General features: G+C 44.8%; 24 protein-coding genes and 3 pseudogenes. 19 read left to right on the top strand and 8 right to left on the bottom strand.

Annotated features, from left to right (window positions below; translation table 11 throughout):
- Positions 1-17: 17 nt before the first annotated feature.
- Positions 18-305: pseudogene (locus ACUYLD_RS22490) on the bottom strand (glycosyl transferase); the annotation flags it as partial.
- 191 nt (positions 306-496) lie between these two features.
- On the opposite strand from ACUYLD_RS22490, the gene ACUYLD_RS22485 reads away from it, so the two are divergent.
- Positions 497-1,231 carry a thioesterase II family protein gene (locus tag ACUYLD_RS22485; RefSeq protein ID WP_446676019.1) on the top strand — a complete coding sequence of 245 codons (735 nt, stop codon included), beginning with the start codon at positions 497-499 and terminating at the stop codon, positions 1,229-1,231.
- Between the two features lie 19 nt (positions 1,232-1,250).
- Positions 1,251-2,105, top strand: a complete 855-nt coding sequence (locus ACUYLD_RS22480; protein ID WP_061831661.1) for a sugar phosphate isomerase/epimerase family protein — start codon at positions 1,251-1,253, stop codon at positions 2,103-2,105.
- Between the two features lie 91 nt (positions 2,106-2,196).
- Here ACUYLD_RS22480 and ACUYLD_RS22475 read toward each other — a convergent pair whose 3' ends face one another.
- Positions 2,197-2,565: a DUF423 domain-containing protein gene (locus tag ACUYLD_RS22475; RefSeq protein WP_061831662.1), complete on the bottom strand. Its 369-nt coding sequence runs from the start codon at positions 2,563-2,565 to the stop codon at positions 2,197-2,199.
- 316 nt (positions 2,566-2,881) lie between these two features.
- Between ACUYLD_RS22475 and ACUYLD_RS22470 the strand changes: the two genes are divergently transcribed.
- The 16 genes and pseudogenes from ACUYLD_RS22470 to ACUYLD_RS22395 all read left to right on the top strand — a co-directional run bounded on the left by ACUYLD_RS22470 (position 2,882) and on the right by ACUYLD_RS22395 (position 20,531).
- Positions 2,882-5,830, top strand: coding sequence for a glycoside hydrolase family 48 protein (locus ACUYLD_RS22470; RefSeq protein WP_446676075.1), 2,949 nt, complete (start codon positions 2,882-2,884; stop codon positions 5,828-5,830).
- A 134-nt stretch (positions 5,831-5,964) separates the two neighbouring features.
- Positions 5,965-6,468, top strand: coding sequence for a ferritin (locus tag ACUYLD_RS22465; RefSeq protein WP_013310291.1), 504 nt, complete (start codon positions 5,965-5,967; stop codon positions 6,466-6,468).
- A 288-nt stretch (positions 6,469-6,756) separates the two neighbouring features.
- Entirely contained in the window at positions 6,757-7,305 is a 549-nt protein-coding gene (locus ACUYLD_RS22460) for a GNAT family N-acetyltransferase (protein ID WP_023988541.1), read from the top strand.
- A 57-nt stretch (positions 7,306-7,362) separates the two neighbouring features.
- Positions 7,363-8,481: an LLM class flavin-dependent oxidoreductase gene (locus ACUYLD_RS22455; RefSeq protein ID WP_446676018.1), complete on the top strand. Its 1,119-nt coding sequence runs from the start codon at positions 7,363-7,365 to the stop codon at positions 8,479-8,481.
- A gap of 216 nt (positions 8,482-8,697) precedes the next feature.
- Positions 8,698-10,728 carry a S9 family peptidase gene (locus ACUYLD_RS22450; protein WP_446676017.1) on the top strand — a complete coding sequence of 677 codons (2,031 nt, stop codon included), beginning with the start codon at positions 8,698-8,700 and terminating at the stop codon, positions 10,726-10,728.
- 112 nt (positions 10,729-10,840) lie between these two features.
- Positions 10,841-11,944: a DNA alkylation repair protein gene (locus ACUYLD_RS22445; protein WP_446676016.1), complete on the top strand. Its 1,104-nt coding sequence runs from the start codon at positions 10,841-10,843 to the stop codon at positions 11,942-11,944.
- 177 nt (positions 11,945-12,121) lie between these two features.
- Entirely contained in the window at positions 12,122-13,711 is a 1,590-nt protein-coding gene (locus tag ACUYLD_RS22440) for an acyl-CoA synthetase (protein ID WP_446676015.1), read from the top strand.
- Between the two features lie 47 nt (positions 13,712-13,758).
- Positions 13,759-14,991 (top strand): aminopeptidase, encoded by a 1,233-nt coding sequence (locus tag ACUYLD_RS22435; protein WP_446676014.1) that lies wholly within the window; start codon positions 13,759-13,761, stop codon positions 14,989-14,991.
- Between the two features lie 230 nt (positions 14,992-15,221).
- Positions 15,222-15,812: a TetR/AcrR family transcriptional regulator gene (locus tag ACUYLD_RS22430; protein WP_061831668.1), complete on the top strand. Its 591-nt coding sequence runs from the start codon at positions 15,222-15,224 to the stop codon at positions 15,810-15,812.
- Between the two features lie 18 nt (positions 15,813-15,830).
- Complete coding sequence (locus tag ACUYLD_RS22425) at positions 15,831-16,457, top strand: HXXEE domain-containing protein (RefSeq protein WP_446676013.1); 627 nt, start codon at positions 15,831-15,833, stop codon at positions 16,455-16,457.
- Between the two features lie 120 nt (positions 16,458-16,577).
- On the top strand, positions 16,578-17,273 hold the full coding sequence (locus tag ACUYLD_RS22420; protein ID WP_446676012.1) for a DUF4309 domain-containing protein: 696 nt from the start codon (positions 16,578-16,580) through the stop codon (positions 17,271-17,273).
- Between the two features lie 149 nt (positions 17,274-17,422).
- Positions 17,423-17,950, top strand: a complete 528-nt coding sequence (locus ACUYLD_RS22415; RefSeq protein WP_254327402.1) for a TetR/AcrR family transcriptional regulator — start codon at positions 17,423-17,425, stop codon at positions 17,948-17,950.
- A 212-nt stretch (positions 17,951-18,162) separates the two neighbouring features.
- Positions 18,163-18,754, top strand: a pseudogene (locus tag ACUYLD_RS22410) (sulfurtransferase TusA family protein).
- Positions 18,755-18,810: 56 nt separating this feature from the next.
- On the top strand, positions 18,811-19,218 hold the full coding sequence (locus ACUYLD_RS22405; RefSeq protein WP_446676074.1) for a DsrE/DsrF/DrsH-like family protein: 408 nt from the start codon (positions 18,811-18,813) through the stop codon (positions 19,216-19,218).
- A 76-nt stretch (positions 19,219-19,294) separates the two neighbouring features.
- Positions 19,295-19,561, top strand: a complete 267-nt coding sequence (locus tag ACUYLD_RS22400; RefSeq protein ID WP_013310304.1) for a metal-sensitive transcriptional regulator — start codon at positions 19,295-19,297, stop codon at positions 19,559-19,561.
- Between the two features lie 289 nt (positions 19,562-19,850).
- A complete protein-coding gene (locus tag ACUYLD_RS22395) occupies positions 19,851-20,531 on the top strand; it encodes a YetF domain-containing protein (RefSeq protein WP_446676011.1) in 681 nt (226 codons plus the stop codon).
- On the opposite strand, the gene ACUYLD_RS22390 is transcribed toward ACUYLD_RS22395, so the two are convergent.
- The 6 genes and pseudogenes from ACUYLD_RS22390 to ACUYLD_RS22365 form a co-directional block, all read right to left on the bottom strand.
- On the bottom strand, positions 20,412-20,963 hold the full coding sequence (locus tag ACUYLD_RS22390) for a GerAB/ArcD/ProY family transporter (protein ID WP_446676010.1): 552 nt from the start codon (positions 20,961-20,963) through the stop codon (positions 20,412-20,414). The genes ACUYLD_RS22395 and ACUYLD_RS22390 overlap by 120 nt on opposite strands.
- On the bottom strand, positions 20,887-21,273 hold the full coding sequence (locus ACUYLD_RS22385) for a GerAB/ArcD/ProY family transporter (protein ID WP_446676009.1): 387 nt from the start codon (positions 21,271-21,273) through the stop codon (positions 20,887-20,889). The genes ACUYLD_RS22390 and ACUYLD_RS22385 overlap by 77 nt, the downstream gene beginning before the upstream one ends.
- A 26-nt stretch (positions 21,274-21,299) precedes the next feature.
- Positions 21,300-21,491, bottom strand: a complete 192-nt coding sequence (locus ACUYLD_RS22380; RefSeq protein ID WP_254330291.1) for a GerAB/ArcD/ProY family transporter — start codon at positions 21,489-21,491, stop codon at positions 21,300-21,302.
- A gap of 37 nt (positions 21,492-21,528) precedes the next feature.
- Complete coding sequence (locus ACUYLD_RS22375) at positions 21,529-21,711, bottom strand: hypothetical protein (protein ID WP_446676008.1); 183 nt, start codon at positions 21,709-21,711, stop codon at positions 21,529-21,531.
- A gap of 47 nt (positions 21,712-21,758) precedes the next feature.
- A pseudogene (locus tag ACUYLD_RS22370) lies at positions 21,759-22,152 on the bottom strand (spore germination protein); the annotation flags it as partial.
- Between the two features lie 15 nt (positions 22,153-22,167).
- The gene (locus ACUYLD_RS22365; protein ID WP_446676007.1) at positions 22,168-22,686 is read right to left on the bottom strand and encodes a spore germination protein; all 519 of its coding nucleotides are present in this window, start codon (positions 22,684-22,686) and stop codon (positions 22,168-22,170) included.
- A gap of 235 nt (positions 22,687-22,921) precedes the next feature.
- Here ACUYLD_RS22365 and ACUYLD_RS22360 point away from each other — a divergent pair, with 235 nt between their 5' ends.
- Positions 22,922-24,082, top strand: coding sequence for a trans-sulfuration enzyme family protein (locus ACUYLD_RS22360; RefSeq protein ID WP_322162244.1), 1,161 nt, complete (start codon positions 22,922-22,924; stop codon positions 24,080-24,082).
- The last annotated feature ends 450 nt before the right edge of the window (positions 24,083-24,532 follow it).

The following is a 24,532-nucleotide window of genomic DNA, read 5'->3' as shown; positions in this document are numbered from 1 at the left end:
TGAAGGCCATGAACTTGTTAGCCTAGCAACACTTTTACTTGGTGGATAGCCCCGTCCCCTGCAACCGACAGGGTATTATTCGTAAGGACGGTGCCATCTAAGGTAACTGTAACTACACCCTTGGAGACATGCTGTGGATTCGTGATATGAATCACGTAGGTATCACCGCGGAAGACACGGGTGACTGTGAATTCGTCCCAGGCTGTAGGAATGCACGGATCAATACGCAGACCATCCCATTCGGGCTGAATACCGAGAATGGATTGAGTAATAGCTATAAAGTTCCATGCCGCTGTACCCGTCAAAAGACCCAACACATGATTATATTCAAACATAAAGCCGTTCTTTCTTTAGAAAGACATTTCCTGCCTTATACAAAATGAGCTTGATTTTCTCAACCATTCTTTGGAATTTGCAAAATATTTGAAATGGGTAAATATACCTTTTTATGCTAGAATGAAAAAGTTAGAACTTAGCAAGGCAGGAGGTTGCAAGAATGGCACCTATCACATTATTTTTTATCCCGTATGCAGGCGGATCGGCGTCGGTCAGCTTCAAATGGAAAAAGTTGCTACTTCCGCAGATCAAGCTTGTTCCACTGGAATTAGCGGGCAGAGGTATTCGTTCTGGGGAACCGCTAAAGGAAAGCATTGAGGAGATGAGCGAGGATCTGTTGCACAAGATCAGCGAAGAGATAGCCCCGGGCGATCCTTATGCCATATACGGACACAGTATGGGGACGATGATCTCATTCGAGCTGTACTACAAGCTGGTGGCGAGTGGATATGGAAAGCCTGCTCATCTGTTCGTTTCAGGTGGACGGGCACCGCATGTCCCAAGAAATTCCCCGTGGTTACACGATCTGCCCGCAGATCAGTTCAGGACGCATTTGCAGCGGTACGGTCAGCTTTCGGAAGCGATTTTTGACAATCGGGAATTATACGACTATTTTATGCCAGTGTTAAGAGCGGATTTCAAAGCTGTCGAGTTGTATAAGTACATGGCTAAAGCCGCACCTTTACATTGTTCTATCACCGCTTTGACGGGAATGACCTATAACACGGTGACCTTACAAGATGCGGAGGCATGGGCACACCATACGGATCAGCAATTTCGTATGTTTACCTTTGAGGGAGGACACTTTTTTATTCATGATGAAGTGGAACGGATTACGCACATCATCAATGAGACCTTGGAGCAGAGTACGGTAACAAGTAGCATACAACAATAAAAATAAGAGGTGATTTTTAGTGACAGTAGGTGTATTGGCACACTTGTTTGGCAAGTTGCCTTATCGCGAATTGGCTGCAAAGGTAGGCGCAGCGGGCTTTACTCATGTTCAGCTGGCTCCGTGGAGAGCGATCAGTGATGTAGATTTTAATAAACCGGGTAAGTTCAATCCGGGATTGGCACTGTCTATCGCAGAAGAATTTCGTAAGCATGGTGTATCCATATCAGTGCTCGGGTGCTATTTACATTTTTTTATACAGGATGAGGAATTGCTGCGTGAAAATGTAGAGCGCTTCAAAGAGCTGATCCGATATGCGGGTCTGTTAGGAGCACCAATGGTTGCAGCTGAAGTCGGACGTAATGAGGACGGTACCGCCTATACGGAACGTGACTGGAGAGTTGTAAGGGAAGTAGTGCGTGAATTAGCAGATGAAGCGGAGAAGTGGGGCGTATTCGTAGGATTGGAAGCTGCAAACGATCACTTGGTCGGAACCGCCGTAGAGTTGGCTACCTTTCTGGAGGAAGTACCTTCTTCACATATCGGTGTTGTGATTGATCCGGGTAATCTGCTGAAAACGGAAAATCTGGCGCAACAGGATGAGATCATCCGCGAAGCTTTCCAACTGCTGGGCCCCCGGATTATCGCAGCGCATGCCAAAGACCGGCGGTTGTCATCGTCAGGTGAAATTGAGACGGTGCCGCCGGGTTTTGGAGACATGAACTATGGCCTCTACATGGAACTGCTGGAGCAGTACAAGCCGGGGGTTCATATTATTATGGAAGCTGCTCAGGAGCATGAGATGGCTGAATCCAGACGTTATATCGAAGGTCATCGGATAGCCGCTCAGAAAGCGCAACAAGTGCAGACGAGATAGTGCATTCTTTCATATAATCAGGAATGCTGCGTTAATAATTGAGAGACTTGGAAGCGCCTCCTTTTCCAAGTCTCCGTTCCTTTATCCTTCTTTAACCTTGCACAACCGCCACGATTACAATGACCCAGCTTGCCAAAAAAGCCAACCCGCCAAGGGGAGTGATTGCCCCAAGCTTTCTCACACCGGATATACTAAGGGCATACAGACTCCCGGAAAACAGGAGAATACCCACTAGCATAACCCAACCTGCGGTTACGATGAGAGAAGAATGGACAAGGCTGTCAGCAAGAACTCCAAGCAGTAGCAAACCCAGTCCATGAGCGATTTGATATTGAATTCCTGTCTGGAATATACTGAGCATGTCTGCGGAAAGTCTTTTTTTCAATGCATGCGCGCCGAATGCTCCCAGAGCTACGGCTAAAAACATCACGATACAACCAAGCAATAGCAAAATTTTCATGTTTTAACGCCTCCCTGTGAAATAGTACCGATTCCAATCGATTTCGTCAATTTTCCTTGTGAATCTCTAAACTTATAGAATTTTTCGACTCTCATTTGGCGCCTAGTATGATATATTTTTTCCAGGGCCAATGCGAAGCATTTGGAGCAATAGACAGCGTGTCCTCCACCTTTTTTACGGGAAAGTGAGGTGATGATGCTGTCTTTTTGTGCTGTCGTTTTTCGGAATAAAATCTTGTGTAAAGCCAAAATTGATAATGGAGAGGATGAATGCAAAAGTGATCAGCAGAAAATCCGTGTTCAGAAAATCTGTCTCTATGGTCATGTCAGCCATTTTGGTACTTCCGTTAACCTTGGGCTTATTTCAGGCAGGACCCGACCGTGCATCAGCCGCAACACCGGAATCGACACGTTTTCTACAACTATATAAACAGCTAAAGGATCCGGCTAGCGGATACTTTTCAAAAGAAGGCATCCCTTATCATTCCGTTGAAACGCTCATGAGCGAGGCTCCGGATTACGGACACTTAACGACTTCGGAAGCGTACAGCTACTGGATGTGGCTGGAAGTGCTGTATGGTCATTATACCGGGGATTGGGGGCATTTGGAATCCGCATGGGACAACATGGAGAAATATATCATTCCTGTTAATGAAGGGGACGGTAAGGAAGAGCAACCGACAATGAGTAACTATAATCCGAACAGCCCCGCCACTTATGCCGCAGAATATTCGCAGCCGGATCAGTACCCAAGCCGTCTGAGTGGTCAGTATGGTGCTGGCAAGGATCCACTGGACTCTGAGCTGAAGGCAACCTATGGCAACAACCAGACTTATCTGATGCACTGGTTGTTGGATGTGGATAATTGGTACGGCTTCGGCAATCTTCTGAATCCGTCGCATACAGCTGCCTATGTAAACACCTTCCAGCGTGGGGAACAGGAATCAGTATGGGAGGCTGTACCGCATCCATCACAAGATAATCATAAGTTTGGCAAGCCTAATGAAGGCTTTATGAGCTTGTTCACCAAGGAAAATAATGCCCCGGCACAGCAATGGCGCTACACGAATGCCACCGATGCGGATGCACGGGCAGTTCAAGCGATGTACTGGGCTAAGGAATTGGGATATGACAACTCCGTATATTTGGATAAAGCCAAAAAGATGGGAGACTTTTTGCGGTACGGAATGTACGATAAATACTTCCAGAAAACCGGAAGCGCTTCCAATGGAAGTCCTATTGCTGGTACGGGCAAGGATGCCAGTCTTTACCTGATGGCATGGTATACGGCTTGGGGCGGCGGACTTGGCCAAAGCGGCAACTGGGCTTGGCGAATTGGTGCCAGCCATGCGCATCAGGGCTACCAAAATGTCGTCGCGGCGTATGCGTTGTCCGATCAAGATGGTGGATTAATACCGAATTCACCAACGGCGGGACAGGACTGGGCAACCTCGCTGAAGCGCCAACTGGAGTTTTATACTTGGCTGCAATCCGATGAGGGGGCCATTGCAGGCGGAGCGACGAATAGCTGGGATGGTGCCTACAAGGCTTATCCATCTGGCACAAGTACCTTTTATGGCATGGCTTATACAGGGGCTCCTGTATATAACGATCCACCGTCGAACAACTGGTTCGGGATGCAGGCTTGGCCTGTCGAGCGGGTTGCCGAGCTGTACTACATTTTAGCCAAGAAAGGGGATACTTCGTCCGAGCAGTTTAAAATGGCTAAACAAGTGACGGAAAACTGGATAGCGTGGTCCAAGAGCTATGTATTTGCCAACGAACGGCCTGTGACTGATGCAAAGGGATACTATTTGGACGCTCAAGGTAAGCGTATTCTGGGTGGCAAGAATCCGAAAGTGGCTACTACAGCAGCTAAAGGGGAATTCTGGCTGCCGAGCAATCTGGAATGGAGCGGAAAGCCTGAAACCTGGAGCGGATTTGCCAATCATAAAGGGAATACCAATCTCCATGTGGTAACAAAGAATCCAGGGCAGGATGCTGGAGTGCTGGGCAGCTATGTTAAAGCACTTACTTTCTTTGCTGCTGGAACGAAAGCTGAAAAAGGAGACTATTCCGAGTTAGGCAAGGAAGCTAAGGATCTGTCTAAAGCTTTGCTTGATGCTGCATGGGGTTATAACGATGGTATAGGCATTACAACGAAGGAAGCGCGCGAGGATTATTATCGCTATTTCACGAAAGAAGTGTATATTCCGAGCGGCTGGAGCGGTAAGACTGGACAAGGCAACACAATCCCTGGCACAGGCGCTACACCGTCTGATCCGTCCAAAGGCGGTAATGGTACGTATTCCAGCTATAGTGACATCCGGCCTAATATCACTAAAGATCCACAATGGTCTTATCTCAAAGATAAATACACGATTTCTTGGAACAATCAGACCAAAAAATGGGATAAAGGTGCTCCAGAATTTACGTATCATCGTTTCTGGTCCCAAGTGGATATGGCAACGGCTTATGCCGAGTATGACCGTCTCATTAACGGTAGTGGACCAACCGAGCCGACAGCTCCCAAAGCTCCGGCAAATGTGAAGGCAAATGCAGGGGACGCTCAGGTTACACTGACCTGGAGCAAAGCGACGGGTGCCGATAGCTATACGGTCAAGCGCTCGACAACCAGTGGTGGCCCTTATACCACAGTAGCAACCGTAACAGACAGCACTTACAAGGATACAGGAGTGGTGAATGAAACCACTTATTATTATGTGGCCAATGCAACAAATTCTTTAGGAACCAGCCCAGATTCTGCCGAGGTCAGTGCCAAGCCTACAGCAGCACCCATTCCAGCAACGGGAGATGTGATTGCACAATACCGCGTGGGTGACACCAACCCGGGAGATAACCAGATTCGGCCACTGTTCCGTGTAGTAAACAAGGGTAAAGAGGCAGTTGATCTGAAAAATGTCAAGCTGCGATACTACTACACTGTAGATGGTGACAAGTCACAGGAATTCCAGTGTGACTATGCACAGTTGGGCAGTAGTAACGTTCAGGGACGTTTTATGAAACTGGATAAGGCCGTTACAGGCGCAGATTATTATCTGGAAATCTCCTTTGGAGCTGGTGCGGGAAGTCTGGCAGCAGGGGAAAACACAGGGGATATTCAGATTCGCATGAACAAGGCGGATTGGAGCAACTATAACGAAAGTGATGATTTTTCCTATGATCCAACCAAGACATCTTATATGGATTGGGACAAAGCACCTTTGTATATAACCGACAAACGTGTCTGGGGTCTGGAGCCTTGATTATGAACTGATTGTGGAAATTGCGGACGGAACGTGAGAGCACTGAATTCACTTCCGTCCATTTTTTTGTGATCGGATTCGTGGTACACTATGATCGTTACATCACTACATACATGACCGAGGTGACCTGAGACATGAATGACAATTTGGCACAGGCTCTGAATGAGCAAATGAACTTTGAATTTTACTCCGCTCACGTATATCTGGCGATGGCTGCTTATTGCTCCAGTGAAAGTCTGGATGGGTTTGCAAACTTCTTCCTGGTACAAGCTGAGGAGGAACGGTTTCATGCCATGAAACTGTATAAATACATTAATGACCGTAGAGGACGCGCCACATTGGCTGCATTGCCGGAGCCAAAAAATAGCTACGATTCCATGCTGGACGTATTTGAGCATGGCTACAAGCATGAGCAGCAAAACACGCAAAAATTTTATCATCTGGCTGACTTGGCCCTCGATGGACGCGAGCATGCAACGATCCATTTCTTGAAATGGTTTATTGATGAGCAAGTCGAAGAGGAAGCTCTGTTCGACAGTGTTATCCAGAAGCTTAAGCGCATTGAAAGAGACAGCAACGCCTTTTATATGCTGGACAGCGAGTTTGCCAAACGCAGCTTTACTGCCCCTGCGGAGTAATACAGCATACATGGTTTGTTTTGAATGCCGGAGCTAAGACCAGCATTTTATTCGTCTAGAAAGTAGAGGAGCCCGATTTTCGGGCTTTTTTGCGTTGACTTTAATGAACGAATTCCCATCTTTCGAGGGGCTATTGTTATTTTAAATGGAGTTATAGAAAAAATTAATTTGTCGCTGAATGGTGAGCATGCTACAGTTATGTTAACTTTTATATCTTATTAAATAGATGGGAATAGTTATATAGTGGTTCACTCGTTTTATAAAAACATTAGAAGGAGGCGGGTTAGTATGAGTGAAATCTATCGTCTGGCACTCCAGGAGGACGCAGAAAGATTGCAGTATGTGACGTATGAGGCGTATGAAACAATTCGGCAGTTGGAGCTTCGATGGCCTGCCGCTCAGGCAGACGTTGCTCTCATTCAAGAAAACATTAAAAATAATGATTGCTATGTGCTGGAAGTAGACGGTGTCATTCAGGCTACCGTTAGCCATCTCAAAAATAGAGCCCTTAATTTTATAACCGATCTACCGTTTGTGATGTGGTTTGCTGTAGACCCGGCTGCCCAGGGCAAAGGATATGGGAAAAAACTGTTGAATTGGGTAGAGCAAACGATTATTCGTGACAAGGTCGGTGCTCCTGCTGTGACACTGGCGACTGCGGAAAAGCATCCCTATTTGCTATCCATGTATGAGCGTTGGGGGTATGAACGTATCCATGCTTTTGACCATGGAACAGGGGACGGGACGATGCATTTACTGCGCAAAGTGGTGAATCCTGAATTATTCTCCACCTACATTCGTGAAAAAAATGAAGCGGAGACAGCTAACCGAAATTAGACACGACCATAGGGAACGGACGAAGCCGATTCGTTCGCAGAAGGGGGGCAGGAGCGAATGAAGTTTGTATTGTTCAGCCTAATGGCTAATCTGCCTAATGCGATTACCGGAGAAGCCTGGAGTTCGCAGCAAAAATTCCAAAATGTAATTAAGCAGGCTGTGCTCGCAGAGGAGCTTAGTTTTGATGCGTATGGTGTGGGGGAGCGGCATGGTACGCCTTTTTTGTCGTCTTCACCTCCACTCGTTCTGACCGCTATAGCAGCGAGAACTGAACGGATTCGTCTGCTGACGATGGTAACAGTGCTTAGTATTCTTGACCCGGTACGCGTAGCTGAGGATTATGCGACATTGGATCATTTATCGGGCGGAAGATTAGAACTGATTATCGGAAAAGGCAATGATCCACGCCATTACCCGTTGTTTGGAATTACGGAGGAAGAGCAGTGGGAGTCGCTAGCAGAACGCTATCGTCTGCTCAAACGGCTATGGAGCGAGGAAGAGGTTACGTGGGAGGGCAACTATCGGCCCCCGCTGTATCAGGTCACGACACAGCCACGCCCGTATCAACAGCAAATTCCGATATGGCATGGAAGTGCCTCCAGTACATTATCGACGGAGCTGGCTGCACAATATGGAGAGCCTTTATTTTCCTCAAATTCTTTCCATCCTCAGGCCAAGTATAAAGCCTTAATTGATCATTACCGTGAACGGCTCGCTTATTACGGTCATGACCCGGTTCAGGCTGTAATTGGTGCCGGAGCCGGGAGTTTGTATCTGGCGGATACAGACGAGGAAGCGATCAGACGCTATCGCCCGTATTATGATGCTTACCACTCGACGGCGGCGGCTCAGCATAATCAATCCCCGTTTACAAGTTTGGAGGACAATATCCGCAACGGTCCAGTTCTGATTGGTTCTGCAGACAGCGTTCTTGAAAAAATACGAAACTATTATACTGCGTTCGGCCATCAGGTACTTAGCATAAGCGTGGATGGGCTGGAAGAGCAGGAGCAACTTGAACAGTTGCATCGGTTTGCCGAGGATATCATCCCTGTGCTGCGGCGAGAGATTCCCAGCACTATTTGGCAGCAGGTGCCGAACCTACACAAAGAAAATGGATCACTGGCTGCTATTCCTAAAGGTGCTCCCTCCATTTCTCCTATTTTTCAGTTGTGATTGATGAATAACGTTACCCTCTCTCATGAAAGCAACCGAAGTAGCGGTGCTTTCGGGTCGATAGCGACTGAGAGAGGTGCTTTTTAGTTTTAGACAAATTGACAGAGATACATAAAAAGAGTAACGTAATTGTATATTTATTTAAATCGCATAAAATTAATCGGATTAATTAAAATTTAAAGATGTGGAATCTAATGATATAAAGGAGGAATTTTTTTGAGCGACCCACAATCTAGTGCGACCAAGCGCTGTATAACAGCCGAGGATTTATATCGACTTCACTGGGTTAGCGATCCAGCTATTCATCCTTTCAGCAGTGAAATTGCTTACGTAGAGCAGCATATTAATAAAGAGCGGACAGATTATAACTCAGGAATTTGGCTATTATCGCCTGAAGGCGCTAACGCAGTACCCTTTACATATGGACCCAAAGATGAAACGCCTGTCTGGTCACCAGATGGAACACAACTAGCTTTTCTCCGTACGACAGACGGCAAGCGCCAGGTATGGATTATTCCGAAACGCGGGGGGGAGGCACGACAGCTTACACACGTAGAGAACAACAACATTCGTTCATTAGCCTGGTCTCCTGATGGGACCTGCATATCGTTTGTAGCTAAAACGGCCGAGAACCCGTCAAGCCCTACATCCGATGGAGGAACTCAGGAGGCACAACTTAAGGGACGAGTCGTTAATCGAACGAAAGCTAAATCCGACGGATATGGACTGTGGGATGATACTCGTGATCACTTGTATGTAACTGATGTGACTTCGGGGTACACAGTTCAACTGACTTCCGGCGCTTATGATGTGGCGGAGCCTGTGTGGTCACCGGATGGTCAACGTATTTTATTCGTCGCCAGAATAGCAGAGCATTCGAAAGAGGATACGGATTTACGTAAGCAGAATGATTTGTTTACGATAGCTCCTGCGACGTCAAATGGTGATGCAGCAGCACCGCTTAAGCTGACCCATTCTGAACTGCACATCGAGAGTGCTGCTTATTCTCCCGACGGTTCAACGATTGCCTTTTACGGTCATGATCGACATGCCAAAGACGCTACACAGACCCGACTGTACACGGTTCCTTCCAGTGGGGGGACGGCAGTATGCGTTAGTGAGACGCTTGACGCTCACCTCGGAAACGCGGGTATGAGCGACATGCGTTCACATCTTCATGTAGGACCACCACGCTTTAGTGCGGACGGTCAATCCCTGTATACGCTGGTAACCCTTGAAGGCAATGTACACGTATATCAGTTTGCGCTTGATGGAACTTTTAAAATTTTAACCCAAGGAGAACGGGAAATTTACCAATTCGAACTTACTTCGGATGAGCAGCATATCATTGCCGCTTCCACCGATGTAGCTTTACCAGGTGATTTGTTCCGGATTGCGATTCATTCAGGAACTGAGGAACAGCTGACACGAGTGAATGATTCTCTGCTTGATGAGATTGAGATCAGTGTGCCTGAGAGCTTCTGGACTGAGGTTGAGGATGGACGACGGGTGCAGGGATGGGTGATGAAGCCTGCTGGGTTTAAGGAGGGGGTATCTTATCCTGCTATTTTGGAGATTCACGGTGGTCCTCATGCCATGTATTCCAATTCTTTTTTTCATGAATTTCAGTTGCTGGCCGCTCAGGGGTATGCAGTCATTTACACGAATCCGGGAGGAAGCCGAGGGTATGGACAGTCTTTTACCAATGTCGTCCTTGGAGATTACGGCGGGCGCGATTACACCGATCTGCTGAGCGCAGTGGACGAGGCTATACGTCAATTTCCATTCATTCATCCAGAAAGGTTGGGTGTGACAGGAGGAAGCTATGGTGGCTTTATGACAAACTGGATTGTCGGCCATACCGATCGCTTCCGTGCAGCTGTGACCCAGCGATCCATATCTAACTGGCTGTCCATGTATGGAGTGAGTGATATAGGATACTCGTTTACTGAAGATGAAGTCGGCGGGAATCCGTGGGACGATTGCGAGCTCTTGTGGAGGCAATCTCCGCTGGCTTATGTGCAGCAAATCAACACACCGCTGCTCATATTGCACGGGGAGCAGGATCTGCGATGCCCTATAGAGCAGGGAGAACAGCTGTTTACAGCATTGCGTCGCTTGGGGAAACCTACGCAATTTGTCCGTTTTCCAGCTTCAAGTCACGAGCTTTCACGAAAAGGGCACCCGCAGCTTCGCGTGGAACGACTGCAACGTATTACCAATTGGTTTGCCCAACACGAATTATAAGTAAATCGCTTTCTTGTATTAATGTAAAAATGTCAGGTCCTAATCATAGGACTTGGCATTTTTAGTATGCCTTGCTACAATTCTCTCAACCTCATTCAAAAGGAGATATATAATGGCCGAGCCCTTAAAAAATATGTACACGGAGAATTTTCTTCAACTATTCGGTGAAAAAGTACAGTCTGCGTACATGCCGTTCGATACCAACGGATTCATCCATCAAGTGATGGATGAAAAATGGGATGAGCTGGAGCTAAAAGAACGAATACGGCGTATTTCGTTTACATTAGGGGTATTTTTGCCCAGCAATTATGAAGAAGCTCTGGATATTCTTTTTGCTATAGACGAGCATTGCAGTGGTTTTCCGTACTTGTTTTTCCCCGATTTTGTGGAGGTTTATGGGCAGGGAGAAGAGCATTGGGACCTGTCCATGAAGGCACTGGAGCGCTTCACATCTAAATCCTCTGCGGAGTTTGCCGTGAGACCCTTCCTCCTGCGTGAACCGGAACGGATGATGCAGCAGATGACGACCTGGGCGGGACACCAAAGTGAACACGTTCGCCGTCTTGCCAGCGAAGGCTGTCGTCCACGGCTACCATGGGGACAGGCATTGCCTGTGTTTAAGCGCAATCCTGCTCCAGTATTGACCATATTGGAATTACTGAAGGCGGATCCTTCACTATATGTACGTAAAAGTGTAGCCAACAACCTGAACGATATCGCCAAGGATCATCCTGATGTGGTCATTGCTACGGCTCAACGGTGGAAAGGGATACATCCTGACACCGACTGGATTGTGCGTCATGGCTGTCGGACCCTAATTCGCAAATCCATCCCCGAAGTGATGGCAATGTTTGGCTATGCGGATGAAACAGACGGGGCGCCGTTAGTCACTGAAGCCTCTTTCAGCACAGACCCTGCCTTGCTAAGGCTCGGTGATAACTGTGAGTTGAGCTACGCGCTTCAGCTTCGAGAAGGTGACCCAGTACGAGTCCGTATCGAGTACGGCATCGATTTTGTGAAGGCGAGAGGACAAGTCTCACGTAAACTGTTTTTGCTATCTGACAAAACGGTCCCCGGAGGAACCCGTCTTACAGGTACACGGACACACCGTTTTGCAGACCTGACAACTCGTCGCCATTATGCGGGAGCGCACGGGATTGCGCTGCTCGTAAACGGGCAGGAAGCAGCTTTTACAATGGTAGAACTCCAGTTGTAGATCACGATAGGGGTGAAGAAAAAGAGCCTGAAATCAGGCTCTTTATTTTTGTCGTTCGCTTTACCAAATTTATTTTTTTCCAAAAAAATGATCCTGGTATTAGAACCTGGTACTAAGACGTGTTATACTACAGTAAGAAAGTGGATCTCATCTTATGTATAAAGGGGAAGGTATAATTTGACGGATCAACAACAATGGCTTGCGCCTGAATATTACAATATGACTTCGGAAATGGAACACCATGATGCTGGTAAAACTGCACTCAAGTGGCTGAGTGAGACAGGAGAATACGAAGAAATCACCTACGGAGAGCTGTTGAAAAAGGCTAACCGGCTGGCTGGAGGACTCGCAAATCTGGGATTTAACAAAGGTGACAGGGTTCTGGTCGTAGTACCACGGCGTATTATTGCGTATGTAATTTATCTGGCCTGCTTGAAGCTGGGGCTTGCTGTCATTCCATCTTCAGAAATGCTACGTGCCAAGGATATTGCATATCGTCTTCGCCATTCGGAAGCGCGTGCAGTCATTGCCTGGACGGGAGTAACAAGCGAAGTGGACAAAATAAATGATGATTTGCCTGCTCTGGATTATCGTATCGTGGTCTCCGGGGACGACACGGCAGATGTATCTGGCTGGCTCGTGCTGAATGAGCTAATGGATGGACAGGAAGATACTTTTGAAGCTGTGAAGACGCACCGTGACGACATGGCCATTCTGGCCTATACTTCAGGCACCACAGGAAATCCTAAAGGTGTTGTACATAGCCATGGCTGGGGATATGCCCATCTGCGGATAACATCACCATGGTTGGATATTCGAGCTTCAGACGTAGTATGGGCTACAGCTGCACCAGGATGGCAAAAGTGGATTTGGAGTCCGTTTTTATCTGTGCTGGGGAATGGAGCGACCGGATTCGTATATAATGGTCCGTTTCGTCCGGGTCGCTATTTGCAGTTCATGCAGCAGTACGGAATCCAAGTGTTGTGCTGTACGCCGACAGAATACCGGATTATGGCGAAAACGGATGGTTTGGATCAATATGATCTATCCCAATTGCGCAGCGCAGTTTCTGCGGGAGAGCCTCTCAATCAGGAGGTCATTAATAAGTTTCAGGAGCAGTTCAACATTACGATTCGTGACGGCTACGGTCAAACAGAGAGCACATTAATTATTGGTAATTTAAAGGATGCACCTCTGCGCACAGGCTCGATGGGCAAATCTATTGCACCGGGACTCGTTGAGGTCGTAGACGAGGATGGCATTCCGTTGGCTCCGGGACAAGTGGGCGATATTGCGGTACGCGCTGATCTGCCGGCATTATTCCATACGTATTACCATGATCCAGAACGCAAATTAGTTAGTGTCCACGGAGATTATTTTGTTACGGGAGACCGGGCTCGCAAAGACGAGGATGGATATTTCTGGTTCGAAGGACGTGGGGATGATATCATTATCAGTTCTGGCTATACCATTGGTCCTTTTGAAGTAGAGGAAGCGCTTATGAAGCATGACTCCGTGCAGGAATGTGCTGCCGTAGCCAGCCCTGACGAAATTCGTGGACATGTTGTAAAGGCTTTTGTCGTACTCAAAGCTGGGGTAGAAGGATCACCGGCGTTAGTGAAGGAACTGCAACATCATGTGAAAACATGGACGGCGCCTTATAAATATCCACGAAAAATAGAGTTTATTCAAGAGCTTCCTAAAACTAGTTCGGGCAAAATACGAAGAGTGGAGCTGCGTGAAATGGAGAAGCAATCCGTACTGTAGTGATGAAATCATTCAATATAATCAAAACGGAACAGGAGCGTGGAAAAATGAGTACATTTGAATCATTGTTGGAGCAATACGCAGAACTGGTCGTAAGAGTAGGGGTTAACATTCAGCCCGGACAGGTGTTTTTGGTAACTGCACCACTGGAAACTGTTGAGTTTACACGCCTGATTGTCAGCAAAGCCTATGAAGCAGGCGCTAAATATGTACAGGTAGAGTTCGAGGATGATTCCATCATACGTAGTCGTTTTGAACATGGTGACGAAGCCAGCTTTGATTACTATCCTGCTTGGAAGGCAGAAATGATGGAGAAATTTGCCGAAGAGGGTGGAGCTACACTAACGATTAAAGTGCCGAACCCGGATTTATATCAAGGCATTGATCCACAAAAGGTATCTCGTGCGACTAAGGCGGCAGCTACGGCGAGAGAAGGTTTTTCCAAATATACCCGAAATCATAAAATTAGCTGGTGTTTGATTAAAGCGCCGACGAAGGCTTGGGCCGATAAAGTATTTGCAGATGTAGCAGAAGAGGATCGTATACGTGTCATGTGGGATACAATCTTCCAAATGAATCGTGTAGATGGCTCTGATCCTATTCAGAATTGGCAGAAACATTTGAAAAACCTTGAACAGGTACAAGACAAGCTGAATCATAAAAAGTATAAAAGCCTCCATTATCGTGCACCAGGAACAGATTTGAGAATTGAACTGGCTGACGGACATATTTGGCGCAGCGGTGGTGGTGAGAACGAGCACGGAGATTATTTTGTCGCGAATATGCCGACAGAAGAAGTGTTCACGATGCCTAAGCGTACAGGTGTCAATGGTCATGTCACAAGTACAATGCCACTCAACTTAAATGGACAACTGGTGGATCGCATAACGTTTACCTTTAAGGACGGTAAAGTCACTGAATATACAGCAGAATCCGGCGAGCAGCATCTGACTCATTTGCTCGCTACGGATGAAGGGGCCAGCTATTTGGGAGAAGTTGCACTGGTGCCGCACGATTCACCGATTTCCAATCTCAATCGCATTTTTTACAATACAGGTATCGACGAAAATGCCTCCTGCCACTTGGCTCTAGGCAGTGCGTATCCATTTAATATGGAAAATGGGACACAAATGAACCGGGAGGAGCTGCTCCAGAACGGTGCCAATGTCAGCCTGACTCATGTGGACTTCATGATCGGCTCGGCTGAGCTGGATATTGACGGCGAATTGCAAGACGGAAGCAAAGAAGCCGTGTTCCGCAAAGGAAATTGGGCTATTTAGGCCTTTTTTCAATCTCCATTCAATCGACCCGCAAACGATCTCATTCGTTATGCGGGTTTTTCTATTCCCTAAATCTCAAATTGCTCCTTGTTTTGTGATATATAAAGTGCTAAACTGAGTTCAAACAATAATTTAAACAATGTTTTAATTATTGTTTGAAAAGTCATTTACATAAAATCGTCCCATTTCATTCATCCGTTATGATTGGACGAAACAGGAGGAGGAAGAACATGAATCACCCAGACAAAAAACAACAAACCAAAGAAAAAATCTTAGACGCTACGCTGGAATTTATTCAAAAGGAAGGTTTTGAGGCGGTTACAATTAGAAAAATTGCCGAGCTGTCTGCTACTAATATTTCTTTAGTTAATTATTATTTTGGCTCTAAGGAAAATCTGCTCAGTGAAGCTATTGAAGTGATATTAAATGGCTTTCAGCATACCTTTTCTATTTTGGACAATACAACGATGCCCCCCCAAGATAGACTGAAACAATTTTTACTTAACTATCTGCAGGTCATTCGTCAATATCCAGAGCTTCTTTCGCGAATTATTGCCATGGGCAGCACGCCCTTTACATCTCAACAGGAATACGGAAGGTTTTTAAACATAATGGGATTTCCAAAGGTTCAGAGCACGATCAAGGAGCTGACAGGTGAGCAACAGCCGGAGCGCTTGTTAGCGATGATGCTGCAAATATTTGGAGCTATTTTTCTGCCTGCACTGATGAGTCCAATTCTTGAATCAGGGGCAGTTGTGGAAATACCTTCAATAGAGGAACAATTAAATCTGCTGTTCGAAAGATATTTTGATCAAAAATAAATCATAGGAGTGACTAATATGAATTTTTTGAGAAAATATTGGCAAGATGCAGGGGCTATAATCGGTATGGTTGTATGTATTGTTTTACTTATGAATCCAGCTATCCTTTCGGATATAACAGGCATGTTATGGTTGAGTTTTGTGGCTATATTGTTTCATCAATTTGAGGAGTACCGCTGGCCTGGATATTTTGCTGGTTTATTTAACAATGTTATGTTTAAAAGTGACACACCGGATCATTACCCTTTAAACACTCAATCAGCGATGATTATCAATGTGGCAATTGCCTATGTGTTTTATCTGCTTCCCGTATGGTTTCCGCAAGTAATCTGGCTTGGACTCGCACCAGTTTTTATGGGATTCTTTCAGGTCGTTTGGCACGGCATCGTTGTCAATATTAAAGCAAAAACCTTATATAATCCTGGCTTGTTTACGGCACTTCTCCTGCATGTTCCAGTCGGAATCTGGTATATTCATGAAATAGTACAGCGAGACATCCCAACGGCAATAGACTGGATTGCGGGTACGATCTACTTTGTTTTTGCTGTATACATCTTCATCATTAAAGGGAATATATGGTTGAAGAAGAGTGACTCTCCTTACTCCTTTTCTAAACAACAGCTGGGAGCTTATGGTCGTAAATAGGGTATGTTAGAAAATCATCAATGTCCTTGTTTACAAGTTGGAAACAAGTAGAGGTATTCCGGAAATGAGGTTCGGTTACACTTGGTTTGTACCCAAGAACAAGGAAAGAGTGATCTTATAATGAAGCATACACATCAATCTTATGATCGTAAAAAGTTGGCTTACAAGCTAATCACCACTAGTGCTTTATTGGCTATAGGTTTTGCTGTGATGACAGGATGCAGCAATAGCGGGGAGGAAAAATCAACTGCTCCTACTAAAGCAGAAACAGTCACACCCCCTGCTAGTTCTACAGATCAAAACACGGATCTCAATACTAATGGGCAAGGCTCAACCTCGACGCAGCAGGAACCTGCTAGTAATCCAGCTTCACCTCACAGTAAACACAGCTCCGCAGCTGCTATACTCAGCGCAGCCAAGCAGGGGACCTTACCGAATTTGCCTAAAGGTCTTGGCTTGGGAACTAGTAGCGATTTGTTATTTGAGCTGTGGGGGAAATCCGAGTCAGGTTCTACAGGTCCTATGAGAAGCTATGCTAAGTATCATACAGACATCATGCTGGATGGAAGCGATAAAGTTACAGAAATTACATCTTTCGATCCAGACTATAAGAAGTTGCTTATCAAACAAGTTGTTGACGAATTGGGCGAACCTGCGGAAACCGTTGACACCTCTAGAGACATACCTGATACATCAGAAGCTAATTATACGATCAATAACACATCAGGACTTAGTTATTATTTAGTGTTTTCCTATCAAACCAAAACGCAAAAGATCAATTATATCCGATTATATTTTAACTCTAAAACACCATAATTGGATGTAGTAACAGAGTCGTTTCCGTCAGAATTGCGGAGGCGACTTTGTTCAAACTCATTGCATTTTTAGGGTATGTCGTTTATACTAATTTGTAATTGATTAATCACTAATCGGAAAACTGTGCTAAATAAAGGGATGAAAAAAACATGGCTAAAGCTACGTCAACATCTATAAATCGCCAAAAGGAAATCATATCTGCTGCTATTGAAGTGTTTGCAGAAATGGGCTACTACCGAGCTACAACAGCCAAAGTTGCGGAACGGGCCAATATTTCTCAGCCCTATGTCTTTCGTTTTTTCGCTACCAAGGAAGCGTTGCTTGTTGAAGCCCTGAAGGTTTCATTTGCACGTATCATAGACTCTTTTCACAGCGTCATTCATTCGGCCTCATCTGAACAGCTCGAGCAAGAGCTAATTGCAGCCTATTCGCAAATGATGATGGAATACCGCAATGAAACACTTTTGCAAATGCAGGCGCAGACGATCCGCGAGGATGAGGTCGTAAGCGTGATGCAGCAAGGATTCCGTGAAATTCATACGACGGTTTATGATGCTTTCCGACGGGCAGGTATTGAACAAGCAATGGAAAGAACGATGCTTTTTCTTGCCAGAGGTATGCTGTGCAATATTTCGATGTCGCTGGATCTGCCAGAACTGATGAAAAAAGACGATTAATTTGGGTTTATGCATTAGAGTCGCGTTTTTGCGCGGCTTTTTTGCTTTTAATTTTATTTTGTTCAAGACATGATTTCGTTTGCTTCTGAGAAAAAACGGCCAAATAAGTTGACAAGAGAAGCGAGTCTCGTTATCCTAATACCCATAGGGGTATATGTATAAAGGGATTTAACTAAGCTAAGCCCCCTCAAAAAACAGGCGGAGGTTATAGAATGTCATCAACTAACAATATCCAAGCAGATCATATTCTTGATTGCAAAGGGCTAGCTTGTCCTATGCCTAGTAAGAACAAAAAAGGCTATGAATGAGCTCGTTCCCGGGAAGATTATGGAGGTTCAGGCGACTGACAAAGGTTCATTAGCCGATTTTCAGAGCTGGGCCAAAAACACCGGACATCAATATTTGGGCACTCTCCAAGAAGGAGATGTAATGCGACATTATTTACGCAAAGCAAATCCGGCTGAAGTGAAGAAGGAGCAAATATTATTTTCTTCTACGATAAGCCATGAAGAGCTACAAGCAAAATGTTCTGGAAAAGAGAACTTCATTTTGCTCGATGTTCGTGAACCCGCTGAATTTGCGCTTAAACATATCCCTGGATCTAAGCACATCCCTCTTGGCGAACTGGAGAACAGACTCTCTGAACTGAACTTGGAAGAAGAGATAGCAGTGATTTGTCAAGCTGGAGCACGCAGTGAAATGGCTTGTCAGTTATTAGTTTCCAAAGGCGCTAATAAAGTCAAATCTGTACTTTCAGGCATATCCGAATGGGCTGGAGAGACTAAAGGAAGCGAATCCATATGAGTACGACAGCAGGAATTTATACAAATAATCAAGAATATGCTTAGCCCAAAACAACGATTGTATTATTCAGCGGGGAGCTGGATAAGGCGATTGCTGCATTCATTATTGCGAATGGAGCGGCAGCATATGATCATGATGAAATCGTGAGCACCAATAAGGGAATGCTCGAAAAAGCCTTTGGCTGGATCATGCCTCGTGGACCCAAAAAGCTTGCACTATCCAAAATGAATTTTGCCGGACTTGGTCCACAGATGATCAAGCATGTCATGAAAAAGCACAATGCGCTTTCCTTGCCGCAGCTTATAGAGTTGGCACGAGAGCAGGGGATCAAGCTCGTCGCCTGTACCATGACCATGGATTTGTTAGGGCTGCAGCAAGAAGAGCTAATCGACGGTTTGGAATATGCTGGTGTAGCCGCCTACTTGGGGGATGCTTCGCAGGGCAAGGTGAATCTATTTATTTAGGGTATCCTATTTATTTTTTTGGTTTATAATATACCTATACGTGTATATGGTAAGTCAAAAAAGGAGTGCATTACTTATGGATTACAATTACAGTGATGAACTGAAAACGCGCCTGAGGAGGATTGAGGGACAGGTGCGTGGGGTACTTCGTTTAATGGATGAAGGAAAATCGTGCAAAGACGTCGTTAGCCAGTTATCTGCCGTACGTAACGCATCAGATAAAGCGATTGCCCAAATTGTAGCAGAGAATCTGCAACGATGTATATTGGAAGAGCAAGAGGCTGGAGGAGACACGGATAAGCTGGTTAAAGAAGCGATTCAGCTTCTTGTGAAAAGTAGATAATCCTGACTCCAGAGTCCAAGCTAGCGGGCAATATGTCACAATGCACAAAATTACGGGAGCTGGCATATTGCCTTTAACCAGCCACATATATTGGACGTGGTTAAGAGTTTTTTGATAAACATCTGAAAGATTAAGATTATATAATAGCTGGTAATTAAAAAGTTCGCTGCCTCTAGTTGGTAGCGGGCTTTTTTAATCGGACAATTTTAGGAATAAGCCTCTGTTTATGCTGAGGTAGACAGGTGTAAATAACACATAAGGAAAACAACTTCTTCCGGGAGGCATACTTATGGAGGTATTTGTTACGATTGGTGTCAAATTGATCATCAGCTTTTTTGGCTTGTGGATCATTACTTTTATTACAGGTCGGAAAACACTCAGTCAGTTAACACCACTCGATTTCCTAACATCATTGGTGTTAAGCGAAATTGTGGGAAATACGTTATATGACGATAAGGTAACCATTGGGCAGCTATTGTTTGCTTTGGCACTATGGTGCGCGCTGGCCTACTTTTTTGAAAAGGCGACGACCCGTTTTGTGAAATTTGGCTATATGGCAGAAGGTCGAACAGTGCTGCTCGTGGATAAGGGCCAGGTCAATCAAGAGATGCTTGAAAAATATGATATAGAATTCACACAGTTGCTCTCCATGCTGCGCCAGCAGAATATTTTTTCTCTACGTGAGGTCTGGTATGCCACGTTAGAGACGAACGGTTCATTGTCAGTCATGTGCAAACCCGAATACGAGCCACCCGCCGCTCAGGATATGGGAATAGATGCACAGCCTGATCTTTTTTCTGTTACAGTCATTGATAAAGGAAAATTCCTGAACGAATCTATGCGTGGGAAGTCAATCGATATTGAAGAGATTAAAGCAAAACTGCGAGAGCAGGGATATGATAGTATCGATGAGATTGCCTATGCAGAGTTTAGCGAGGATGGAACACTTCACATCGTGCCGATGAAATAGAAAAAGCACAATAAAAGAGGCTGAATTACGAATCGGGCTGTTTTTTAGCTTCTTTCTTTTTCTAATAACTATTACTATAAGAAGCAATAATGGGAGGATAAACTGAAAAATAGGAAACCAAAAAGTAACCACAGTCTTCCGACCTGTCATAATGTGATGAGTGTAGTTAGGGGATAGAAATGAAAGCCCATAAATGAGAGCCCCGAGAGGCAAAACCCATTTTTTAAATCCAATTTTAGTTATTTTTTCAAGCCCTATCACGGCACCATTAAAAAATGCGACCATTTTGATAATTAAGCCAAGAAAGAGGAGCAAGGTGAAAAGTGCATCCATGCGTTCGAACACTTCTGCCAATTCAATCAATTGTACAGTTTCCAAAAGAGGCAGCGTGCTGCTTGCGGCGATCTTGGGACCCAGAACAAAAATAACCATCTAATTCCAAAATAGGAAGTATAAACTCAAAGTGAAAAAGGCCGGTGGCCGGGATTAATACAGTAATTACAGTAAATGCAATCGCAAAAACAGGTAAAAGAATTAAGCTAAATGAAAACAATACTTTGTATCCGTAACGAACCGTATTGGATATAACCATGACTGTAATCAAGGTAATGACCCATATTGGTGTTTGGTTCAGCAAAGTCATCACTGTCACCTCGCCTAAATCGCGTAAATTCCGGGAAGTTTCATATGCAAAATATCCAACAAACAACAGGTTGAAGAGTGTACCCCAATATTTCCCCATGTATCGCCGAAACAACATGTACAAATCTAAATTAGGGCCTGATGGTGAATGGCTAGATGAAGCAGAAGGACAAATAGTCCTACTAAAGCTCCTATTAGCATAGCTAACCAAGCATCTTGCTTAGCTTCATCACCTATTAAATACAGGGTTGTACTTCCCAACTCAAACAATGAAATACAGACGATCAACTCTGATACCCGGAGTGTATTTTTACTCATGGCTTACATTCACCCCTCCCATATTTATTTCATGCATTTAATTATCATTTTCAGATTCCAGCAGTTCTTTAAAAGATTTTTGAAATAACCCTGGGCGTTTAATGTTTACTTTTACATCTAGTTCCATGTCCATGCTTGCCAACTCTTTAGGCCACGTTTCCTTAATTTTTTTTCCAATCTTGAGAATATTTTTGGTGGATTTTATTCCCGATTCCAACAAGATCGATATTCCGTTTCTGAGCTGCTTCCCATCCTTCCCGAATTTTAGGGCATAAAATAATTAATGCCGAACGACCTGAGTGATACAAGGTGAACCAAAAGGGGGATGATCCCCATCAGAATACCGAATAGACCCAGTGCTCCTGCTAGCAGCACTGAGAGCAAAACGCAACAACCGGACTGCTGAGCCCATACTAAAATACGGAATTACAAAGTTAGATATAGCTGTGAAGGCAACAACGATAACCACTGCACCTGAAACCAGTCCGGCTTGTACTGCTGCTTGCCCAATAACCAGAGCCCCTACGATTGAAACGGCTGGTCCGATGACCCGGGGCATCCGTACACCGGCTTCACGAATCACTTCAAACATTAATTCCATCATGAATGCTTCCAATAATGCAGGAAAAGGGGTTCCTTCCCGTTGAGCAACCAACGAGATATCCTCTGTAAATCCTTATTTAGGCCCCCTAATGACGGTTTGGGAACTGGGCTCCTCAACAGCTCTTCTGGCTCCGCCTGCTATGGAAATGGCCAAAGCACATACATTACCGTCAATCACAATGACAGCACTTCCAGACAAGATAGCTTGATATATCTGATTTTGCGAATTGATGATTTGAATATTTCCTGACGGAATAGTTCTTTTTAATAATGAAGCAGCAATATTTCCTTCAAGCTTAAAATCTGCGGACACAATCTCTGTAATCAAGCCCTCCATTAAATCGGAAAGCAAGTTTTGGTCAATCAGTCCTTCAATATAACAAACGGCAAATTGGCCGGCATGGGTAGGACTTTCGGGAAAATCACGAATAATAAAGTCAGAACTTTGCCCAAGTTTTAATTTGAGCAAAGATAGAGTATGTGCTAATGATGGATTTATGGGTTCTGAAGAGGCTTGCTGTTTGGATTTTTCGATATCCTGTGTGTACCTTTTTCCAGGTTTCAGAACATTTCTAATCCAACGTGTTAGCACATGTGAACCCCCTCTTTTTTTGATAAAGCATATCTTTGCCCTGCAACCCAAAAATATACGTTATTTTTATGAATTGGATACTTAGTGAAAGACATTTGGAAGCCTCATAATTCTCCGAATTTCGCAAATCAACCACCACAGGGTCTAGAGAGTTTACATTATAGAATATTTGAGTTCCGGATTGAGAAGACTACCTCATACGGGTTTGAAATTTTTTAGAAAGTGGTGATCAGGTTTGAGTTTCTCGGATGATCAGCTTATCTGTCTCAAATTTGAGGGCGAACTAGGGTATTTTGCTAAGGCTGCTGCTCCTCCTATTTATGAGACTGCTCCATTTTTCTTTGATACTTACGAAGATTATGCTGAAGCAGCTAATAATGAAAAGGAGCATTATGTCTATTCGAGGGGAACCAATCCTACCGTTCAGATTGCAGAGCAAATGATTGCTGCGCTGGAAGGTGGGGCGGACTGCAAGTGCTTTGCTTCCGGAATGGCTGCTATCAGTGCCGCGCTAATGTGTAGCTTGTCCGCAGGGGACCATCTGATTCTGGTCGGACACATATATGAAACCTCCGTCAGCCTAGCCCAATATTTAAAGAGGTTCCATATAGACTATACAATCGTACATTCGACTTCAACAGAAGCAGTCGCTGGTGCCATCAAACCGCAGACCCGAGCTATTCTTATGGAGTCTCCTACCTCATTCACATTCGATATGGTAAATATTCAGGAGGTAACTTCGCTTTCCAAAGCGAAGGGTATACGCACAATCGTAGATAATTCATGGGCTACACCCCTTTTCCAAAAACCATTGGAATGGGGAGTAGATATCGTTGTTCACTCCGCATCCAAGTACTTGGGTGGTCATAATGATTTAATTGCAGGGGCAGTGATCGCTTCTAAAGAGATAATAAACCGTATGTATGCTGAAGAGTATGAGTTGATTGGCGGCTCGTTGGGCCCTTTTGAAGCCTGGCTACTCATTCGGGGGCTAAGAACACTCCCGCTCCGAATGGAAGCCCATCAGAGAAACGCTTTGTTGGTTGCTCGTTTTCTATCAGATCATCCGGCCATTTCCAAAGTGAATCATCCCGGACTCCCTTCTCATCCACAACATGAGCTCGCATGTAGACAGCTCAAAGGCTATGCCGGATTATTCAGTTTTGAACTAAAGGATTCGACTTATGAGGATATATGTAGAGTGATCAATAAACTGCGACTGATCCGGATCGGTGTATCTTGGGGGTCCATGGAGAGTCAGGTGATCTCACCAAACTACGGCTTCAATAAACAGAGTCTAAAAAAACAACACATGCCTGAATCGCTTATCCGCTTGGCTGTAGGGCATGAGCCCGCTGAACTTTTGATACAGGATTTAGCTACAGCTTTAAGCTAAACGAACATTTCAGGATTTTTATCATAAAAGCTAAAGCAGCAGCTCATCCAATACATAAAGAGCTTCTGCTTTTCTGATTTATGACGTTTATACCCGATCAACTTTGCACTTCAAGTAGGAGAAAAGAGAGTTTCGGTTATTACAGGTAAATCATCGTGTGTTGGAGTGTTTTAATAAAAACTACACCGTGTAGAAATACAAATTAGCAAACTGGTAAATATTACAACTTGCCTGATGGGTATACACGTGATAAATTATATATCCAGCCAGTTAAACGGCTGTTGATTTGATCTTTGAAAACTGAACAACGAGTGAGTACGGATTTTGTTTACAAAATCCAACGTTGTATGAAATGGAAGCGAACAAGAGATATTTTTATCTCGTCAGTTTCAACATGAGCTTATCGCTCTTTCTATAAACCAGCTTCGGTTGGTCTTTAATGGAGAGTTT

The sequence above is a fragment of the Paenibacillus sp. SER-28 genome, assembly GCF_052906305.1.
This window is presented reverse-complemented; position numbering and strand designations above follow the sequence as displayed.